Raw genomic sequence first — 6616 nt, forward strand, 5'->3', positions numbered from 1 at the left:
GGCACCTCCCGCCGCGTCCGCCCCTCCCGGTCGCGCGGCCTACTCTGTTCAGCGTGGAAGCCCCCGCCAGCCCCTTGCCCCCCGGCGTCGGCCGGTACGCGCCCAGCCCGTCCGGGGACCTGCACCTGGGCAATCTGCGCACGGCGGTGGCGGCGTGGGTCCTGGCCCGCGATTCGGGTCGGGCCTTCCGGATGCGCATCGACGACCTCGACACCGCCCGCGCCCGCCCCGGCATCGCCGAACGCCAGCTGGCGGACCTGGCAGCGATCGGCATCGACTGGGATGGCGACATCATGTGGGAGTCCCAGCGCTTCCCCGCCTACGCCGCGGCCGCCGACCGGCTCGCCGACCGGGGCCTGGTCTACGAGTGCTACTGCTCGCGCCGCGAGATCGCCGAGGCCCCGCGGGCACCGCACTCCCCGCCGGGCGCATACCCCGGCACCTGCCGTGACCTGGCCGAATCCGAACGCGCCCGCCGCCGTGAGGAACTCGGCCCGGGGCGGGTGCCGGCGCTGCGTCTGCGCGCGACGGTCGCAGAGCTGACGGTCACCGATCTGATCCACGGGCCCTACACCGGTGTGGTGGACGATGTGGTGCTGCGTCGCGGGGACGGCGTGTGGGCGTACAACCTCGCGGTGGTGGTGGACGATGCCGAGCAGGGTGTCGACCAGGTCGTGCGCGGCGAGGATCTGCTCTCCTCCACTCCCCGCCAGGCCCATCTCGCCGATCTGCTGGGTCTGCCTCATCCGGAGTATGTCCACGTGCCGCTCGCGGTGAACGCAGCCGGTGAGCGCCTGGCCAAGCGGGACGGCGCGGTGACCCTGGCCGATCTGGCCCGGGAGGGGACGACGACGAGGGCCGCCGTCGTCCGGATCGTGGCCTCACTCGGTGGACCGGAGGGCGCGGACTCGATCGAGGCACTGCGCGGGCTGGTCACCACCGAGTCCTTGCGATCCGGCCCCTGGGTGGTGGCCTAGCTGGCGGGGCACCCACCCCGGCGAGCTGAATTCGCCACCCGGCAGCGTCTGCGCGGATAATCGACGCCCGTGACCACTTCACCGCAACCTTCCGAACGACTCGGGACTGGGCGGCCGGACGGGGACTCTCCCGAGCCGGCGCGCAGCACCCCCTCTGCCGGCCGGGCCGCCTTCGCGACCGTCGGCAGCACCTATTACGGCTATCTCATCGCCCTGTTCGTCGGCGTGATGCTCATCAGCAACGTCACCGGCACCAAGGGCGTCCTCCTCTTCCCCGACCTGAGTTTCGACCTCGGCTTCCTGTCGATGGACGGGCTCGTCACCGACGGGGCCTTCCTGCTCTTCCCGCTGGCGTATGTGCTGGGTGATGTGATCAGTGAGGTGTACGGGTTCCGGTCGATGCGCCGTGCCGTGATCTCCGGCTTCATCGTCCTCGCCCTGGCAGCCCTGAGCTTCACGATCACCGTCCACCTGCCCGCCGCCCCGTTCTACGAAAACCAGGACGCGTTCGAGGCCGTGGCAGGGGTCATCCCGCAGTTCTTCCTCGCCGGCCTGGCCGGGTACGTGGTGGGCGAGTTGCTCAACTCGTACGTCCTGGTGTGGATGAAGCGCCGCACCGGCGAGCAGAGTCTCTGGGCTCGCCTGCTCGGTTCGACCGTGGTCGGCCAGCTCGCGGACACCCTCGTGTTCTGCACGATCGCCGCCCCGGCCCTGGGCATGGTGCTCGGCTCGGGCGACTACTGGAACTACGTGGTGATCGGCTTCGTGTGGAAAACCCTCGTCGAAGCGGTCCTGCTGCCCGTGACATACGTGGTGATCGCGTGGATCAAGAAGCGCGAGCCCACCTACCAGTCTGCGCTGGCAGACTCGGCTGCATGACCTCCGACCCCGCCGTCCGGGTCCTCGGCCCGACCGTCGACGACCAGACCCGCTGCGTCCACTACCGCAGCCCGCTGGACATCGTCGCGATCCGCTTCCACTGCTGCGGGGATTTCTACCCGTGCTTCCGCTGCCACGCCGACGCCGCCGACCACCCGGTCTCGGCGTGGCCGGCGGGCCGGTTCGACGAGCACGCGATCCTGTGCGGGGTGTGCCGCTCAACGCTGGCGATCAACGACTACCTCGCGGCGAGCGCCTGCCCGTCGTGCGCCTCACCGTTCAACCCGGGCTGCTCGCTGCACCACTCGATCTACTTCGAGTAGCCGTTTTGAGCCTCAGGCGCTCCGTAGCTCTATCCGCGATCGACAGGGCCGTAGATCGTCCACCCCTGCTCCAGCCTCGGCTGGCCGCGCAACCGGCGGATCAGTTCACGGAACCATTCTCCGACGGCAATCCGCAGTCCGCGCCTCGAACTCGGTGGGAACGCGGTCTCATCTCGATCGGGGATGCGGAGCGGATTCCAGCCCGTCGCCCACGGGGCGGCGGTGAACGCTGCGGCCGACTTCGAGTCGCCGCTCGATCCCCCACTGGATCCGTGGCCCCCGAACGAGGTCTGGACCTGCCACGTCGCGGCGGGATCCACGACGAGAGACCCATCGACGACCGACAGTGTCCACTGGTCCAGCTCCTCGAGCAGCCAGGCAGATCCCGAATCGCAGGCATCACACCCACAGCCGGGCAGTTCGGCGAGTACGTACGGCGGTTCACCAGCGCATACTTCGACGTTGAGCGTGGCCTCGAGATCCGTTGAGTAGTACACGAGGTAGGACAGCGGCACTGCGCCGCCTGTATGCGCCTCTGCAGTCGGGCGAAGGACGAGCGTGGTCTGCGAATGCTCGTGGCTGCCGCGCCGCTCATTCGAAGGATCCGTCTCGAGGTGTGCCCACCCCCGATCGACGAGTACCTTCGCCCAGGCGTCGATCCTTGACTGGATGATCCTGAACTTGCCAGGGTCCAGGCAGCGGCTGTACTCCTCCTCGGCCGGCGACTGGTCCACTGGCCGGCCCTCCCACGCGGGCGTACGGGCGCCGGTCATCGCGAACGCGGCCTCGACCTCATCCAGGAGTCCACACACATGATCTGGCAACAGGGACGAACTGTCGGTCCACGGCAGTTCTCGTAGCCGGGTATTGCGCGCATGCCACCAGGTCTCGGCGTGCGGGCCACCCACGTCACTGACGTCGTGATTCATGTCCGGCTGCCTCCTCCGCCTGAAACGCCTCCGCGGTCCGCTGGAGGCACTACCCATCCACTTCCGGTGCCGGCTCAGGCCGCGGGATGCCTGCCGAGGTACTCGTCAATGGCCGCTCGGACGACTGCGCTCATCGGCCGCCCCGTGCGCTCCGCATAGTCCGCCAGCCGCTGCCGATCGGCGTCGGTGAGCCGAACGGCCAACGGCCGGGTCTCTCCGCCCGCGTCACCTTTGCGCGGCCTGCCAGGACGATAGTCCGGACGAACATCCACGGAGCCATCGACCACCAGGTAGTCGCCCGCCTCCACCGCATCAGCAAGCCGGGCATAGCGCGCCTCGACATCTCTGGGGTTGCTCATGGTCCCTCCCGCTGCGTTCTCTGTCGGCGACTGACCCCGTCGGTCAGGTCAAGGTGCCCTCCGGTGGCCTCGAGCACCTCGCGAACCACTGCCGAGGTCAGCAGCATCGCGTGGAACACGTGCAACTCCTCGGCATCAACCTGGTCTGCGACCACTTCGACCAGAGGCCCACCATGTGGGTCCCCGACCATCCGGATCAATTGCGCATCAGGCTCGAACCGAGGTGTCAGCCGATACGGACGATCGGATGCTCCAGTACCGCCCTGATCTCGTCGTCTGCGATGCCGTGCCGACGCGCAGACGTGTAGATCACCACTTTCACCTCGAAACCGTATCACGGTTTTTCGGGGGTTGCGGGGGCCAGGCCGCGGGGCAGGGTCCCATTCATCGAGCCACAGGGCTGGACGCACTCGCCGCGAAGGGCCGGGCCTCCCGTTCCCGCGCCCGCGCCCGCGCCCCCGCTCCGCACCCGGTCACCGCCCCGAGTAGTACCGCCCCAGGAACTGCTCCTTGTAGGCCACGTACTCGTCGGGCCCGGCGTCCATCGCGGCGCGGACCTCGTCCACCAGCCGCACCACAAAGGCGAGGTTGTGCAGGGTCAACAGGGTGGAGCCGAGGAACTCCTTGGACTTGAACAGGTGGTGGATGTAGGCGCGGCTGTACTCGCGCGAGACCTCGGAGGGCCCCTCGGCATCCAGCGGCGAGTGGTCGTGCCGGAACTGCGCGCGCGTCATGTTCACGCGCCCGTCGAGGGTGTAGATGCCGCCGTGCCGCGCAAGCCGGGTGGGGGCCACGCAGTCGAAGGTGTCGGCGCCGTTCTCCACGGCGGTGAAGATGTCGTCGGGCTCACTGATCCCCAGCAGGTGCCGCGGCCGGTCCTCGGGCAGCTCCTCGGTGCACCAGCCGACGATCGTGCCGAGGTTCTCCTTCTCCAGCGCGCCGCCGATCCCGTAGCCGCCGAACCCGCGCCGCCCCTGGCCCTCGGCCCGGTCGCTCATCTCCACGAGCCCCTGCACGGCCTGCCGCCGCAGGTCCTCGAACTGCGCGCCCTGCACCACGCCCCACAGCGACTGGCCGGGCCGGTGCGTCCGTTCCAGCGACAGCCGCTCGTGCTCGTCGAGGCACCGCTGCGCCCAGCGCCGGGTCCGCTCCACCGAGCTCTCCTGGTACTTGCGCGTGTTCATCAGCGTGGTGAGCTCGTCGAACGCGAACAGGATGTCGGCGCCGAGCCCGTGCTGGATCTGCATGGACACCTCGGGCGAGAACCGGTGCCGCGAGCCGTCGAGGTGCGAGGTGAACGTGACGCCGTCCTCGTCGACCTTGGCCAGCCGCCCCTGGCTCTTGTTGGTGGCCTTGTCGTCGGGCTCGGTCCCGGCCGACATCTCGATCACCTTCTTGAACCCCACGCCCAGGCTCATCACCTGGAAGCCGCCGGAGTCGGTGTAGGTGGGCCCTGACCAGCGCATGAACTCGCCGAGCCCGCCGGCGGCGTCCACCACGTCGTGGCCGGGCTGCAGGTAGAGGTGGTAGGCGTTGGCGAGCACGGCCTGGGCGCCGGTGGAGCGGACCTGCTCGGGGGTGAGCGTCTTGACGGTGGCCTTGGTGCCGACGGGGATGAACGCCGGGGTGGCGATGTCGCCGTGGGGGGTGCGGATGACGCCCGTCCGGCCGCCCGCCGTGCCGTCGAGGACCATCCGGGAGCCCACGTCGAAGGTGGTGGCGAGCGCAGGGGTGGAGGAGTGGTCCGACATGGGCTCCATCGTGGCACGGCGTCCGCCCGCCCCCGCCGTGGCCCTACGATGGGAGAACTCGACCGGTGGGTCGAGTCGACGACGACGAGGTGGGCCATGAGACGAGGTGGGTCATGACCCCAGCGACCGGCCGCCGACTCACCCGTCCCGAGCGCCACGCGCAACTNNCCCCGGCGCCCCCCCGCCCCCGCCGTGGCCCTACGATGGGAGAACTCGACCGGTGGGTCGAGTCGACGACGACGAGGTGGGCCATGAGACGAGGTGGGTCATGACCCCAGCGACCGGCCGCCGACTCACCCGTCCCGAGCGCCACGCGCAACTGGTCTCCCTGGGGGTGAGGTTGCTCGAGACGGTGCCGTTCCACGCCCTGTCGATGGACGACGTCGCCGAGCGGGCCGGAGTGTCGCGCAGCCTGCTGTTCCACTACTTCCCCACCAAGCTGGACTACCTGATCGCGGTGGTGGAGGCGGCCGCCGATCACGTCCTGGTTCTCACCGAGATCCCCGAGGGCACCAGCGCGGAGGACCGCACCCGTGCGATCGTCACCGCCCTGGTCCGCTACATCCAGCGCCGCCGGGACAACTACGTGGCCGTCCTGCGGTCGGGGAGGTCGGTCGACCCGGTGTTGGAGAAGGTGGTCGACGGCATGCACCGCACCATCAGCCTCCGGATCCTGGAGAGCATCGGGGTGGCCCGGCCCGGACCCATGACGCTGGTGCTGACCCGCGCCTGGCTGGCCGGCTGCGAGGAGTTGGCGCTGCTGGGAGAGGAATCGGGGCTTCCGCAGAAGGCGGTGATCGACTCGTCGCTGGCCTCGCTCAGCGCGATCGCGGCCCTGCCGGATTCCGTCGCGGGAATCGGGCGGACCGACCACCCCGCCGACCCCGCGGAGTGAGAGGAGCCCCGGATCCCGTCTGGGATCCGGGGCTCTCCCGGGGCGGTGGCGGTGGGATTTGAACCCACGGTTGGGGGTTACCCAACACAGCATTTCGAGTGCTGCACCTTCGGCCGCTCGGACACGCCACCGCCGATCAGGCTACTCGACGAGTGCCCGCATACGAAAATCGGCTGGGTCAGTTGTTGCCGGTGAGCTTGCCGGCGACCTCGTTGGCCTTGTCCTTGAGCTTCTCGGCGCCCTGCTTGAGGTTCGCCTTGCCCTGGTCCGCCTGACCCTCGGCCTGGAGGTCGCGGTCGCCCGTCGCGGCACCCGCCGTCTCCTTGGCGCGGCCGCCGAGTTCCTCGGCCTTGTTCGAGAACTTGTCTCCCACTCCCATGTGGTGCTCCTCTCGATCACGGCGCCGGGGCCCGGCGCCTGTCCCCGCCCACCGTACGGAGGGCGGCGGCGGGCCTCCACCGGTGGGAGGTCACGATCGGGTCACCGCCGCGAGCGGCGCAACG

At 69.7% G+C, this 6616-nt stretch carries 8 protein-coding genes and 1 tRNA gene; 4 read left to right on the forward strand and 5 right to left on the reverse strand.

Going from position 1 to position 6616, the window contains the following annotated elements:
• Nucleotides 1–53 precede the first annotated feature (53 nt).
• From gluQRS to B4M60_RS00100, 3 genes are all read left to right on the forward strand, one after another.
• Nucleotides 54–977 (forward strand): tRNA glutamyl-Q(34) synthetase GluQRS, encoded by a 924-nt coding sequence (gene gluQRS / locus B4M60_RS00090; RefSeq protein WP_291079332.1) that lies wholly within the window; start codon nt 54–56, stop codon nt 975–977.
• Nucleotides 978–1046: 69 nt separating this feature from the next.
• Entirely contained in the window at nt 1047–1856 is an 810-nt protein-coding gene (locus tag B4M60_RS00095) for a queuosine precursor transporter (RefSeq protein WP_414646689.1), read from the forward strand.
• The gene (locus B4M60_RS00100) at nt 1853–2179 is read left to right on the forward strand and encodes a CHY zinc finger protein (RefSeq protein WP_291079333.1); all 327 of its coding nucleotides are present in this window, start codon (nt 1853–1855) and stop codon (nt 2177–2179) included. The genes B4M60_RS00095 and B4M60_RS00100 overlap by 4 nt, the downstream gene beginning before the upstream one ends.
• A gap of 29 nt (nt 2180–2208) precedes the next feature.
• Here B4M60_RS00100 and B4M60_RS00105 read toward each other — a convergent pair whose 3' ends face one another.
• From B4M60_RS00105 to tgt, 3 genes are all read right to left on the reverse strand, one after another.
• A complete protein-coding gene (locus B4M60_RS00105; protein WP_291079334.1) occupies nt 2209–3108 on the reverse strand; it encodes a DUF6226 family protein in 900 nt (299 codons plus the stop codon).
• A gap of 74 nt (nt 3109–3182) precedes the next feature.
• Entirely contained in the window at nt 3183–3467 is a 285-nt protein-coding gene (locus tag B4M60_RS00110) for a hypothetical protein (protein WP_291079335.1), read from the reverse strand.
• A gap of 473 nt (nt 3468–3940) precedes the next feature.
• Entirely contained in the window at nt 3941–5218 is a 1278-nt protein-coding gene (gene tgt, locus B4M60_RS00115) for a tRNA guanosine(34) transglycosylase Tgt (protein WP_414646690.1), read from the reverse strand.
• Between the two features lie 268 nt (nt 5219–5486).
• Between tgt and B4M60_RS00120 the strand changes: the two genes are divergently transcribed.
• The gene (locus tag B4M60_RS00120; RefSeq protein ID WP_291079336.1) at nt 5487–6113 is read left to right on the forward strand and encodes a TetR/AcrR family transcriptional regulator; all 627 of its coding nucleotides are present in this window, start codon (nt 5487–5489) and stop codon (nt 6111–6113) included.
• 43 nt (nt 6114–6156) lie between these two features.
• On the opposite strand, the gene B4M60_RS00125 is transcribed toward B4M60_RS00120, so the two are convergent.
• Nucleotides 6157–6244 (reverse strand) — tRNA-Ser (locus tag B4M60_RS00125).
• Between the two features lie 47 nt (nt 6245–6291).
• Complete coding sequence (locus B4M60_RS00130) at nt 6292–6492, reverse strand: CsbD family protein (protein ID WP_291079337.1); 201 nt, start codon at nt 6490–6492, stop codon at nt 6292–6294.
• Nucleotides 6493–6616: the final 124 nt, after the last annotated feature.

Origin of the sequence: Dietzia sp. UBA5065 (genome assembly GCA_002415925.1) — a bacterium.
Lineage (GTDB): Bacteria > Actinomycetota > Actinomycetes > Mycobacteriales > Mycobacteriaceae > Dietzia.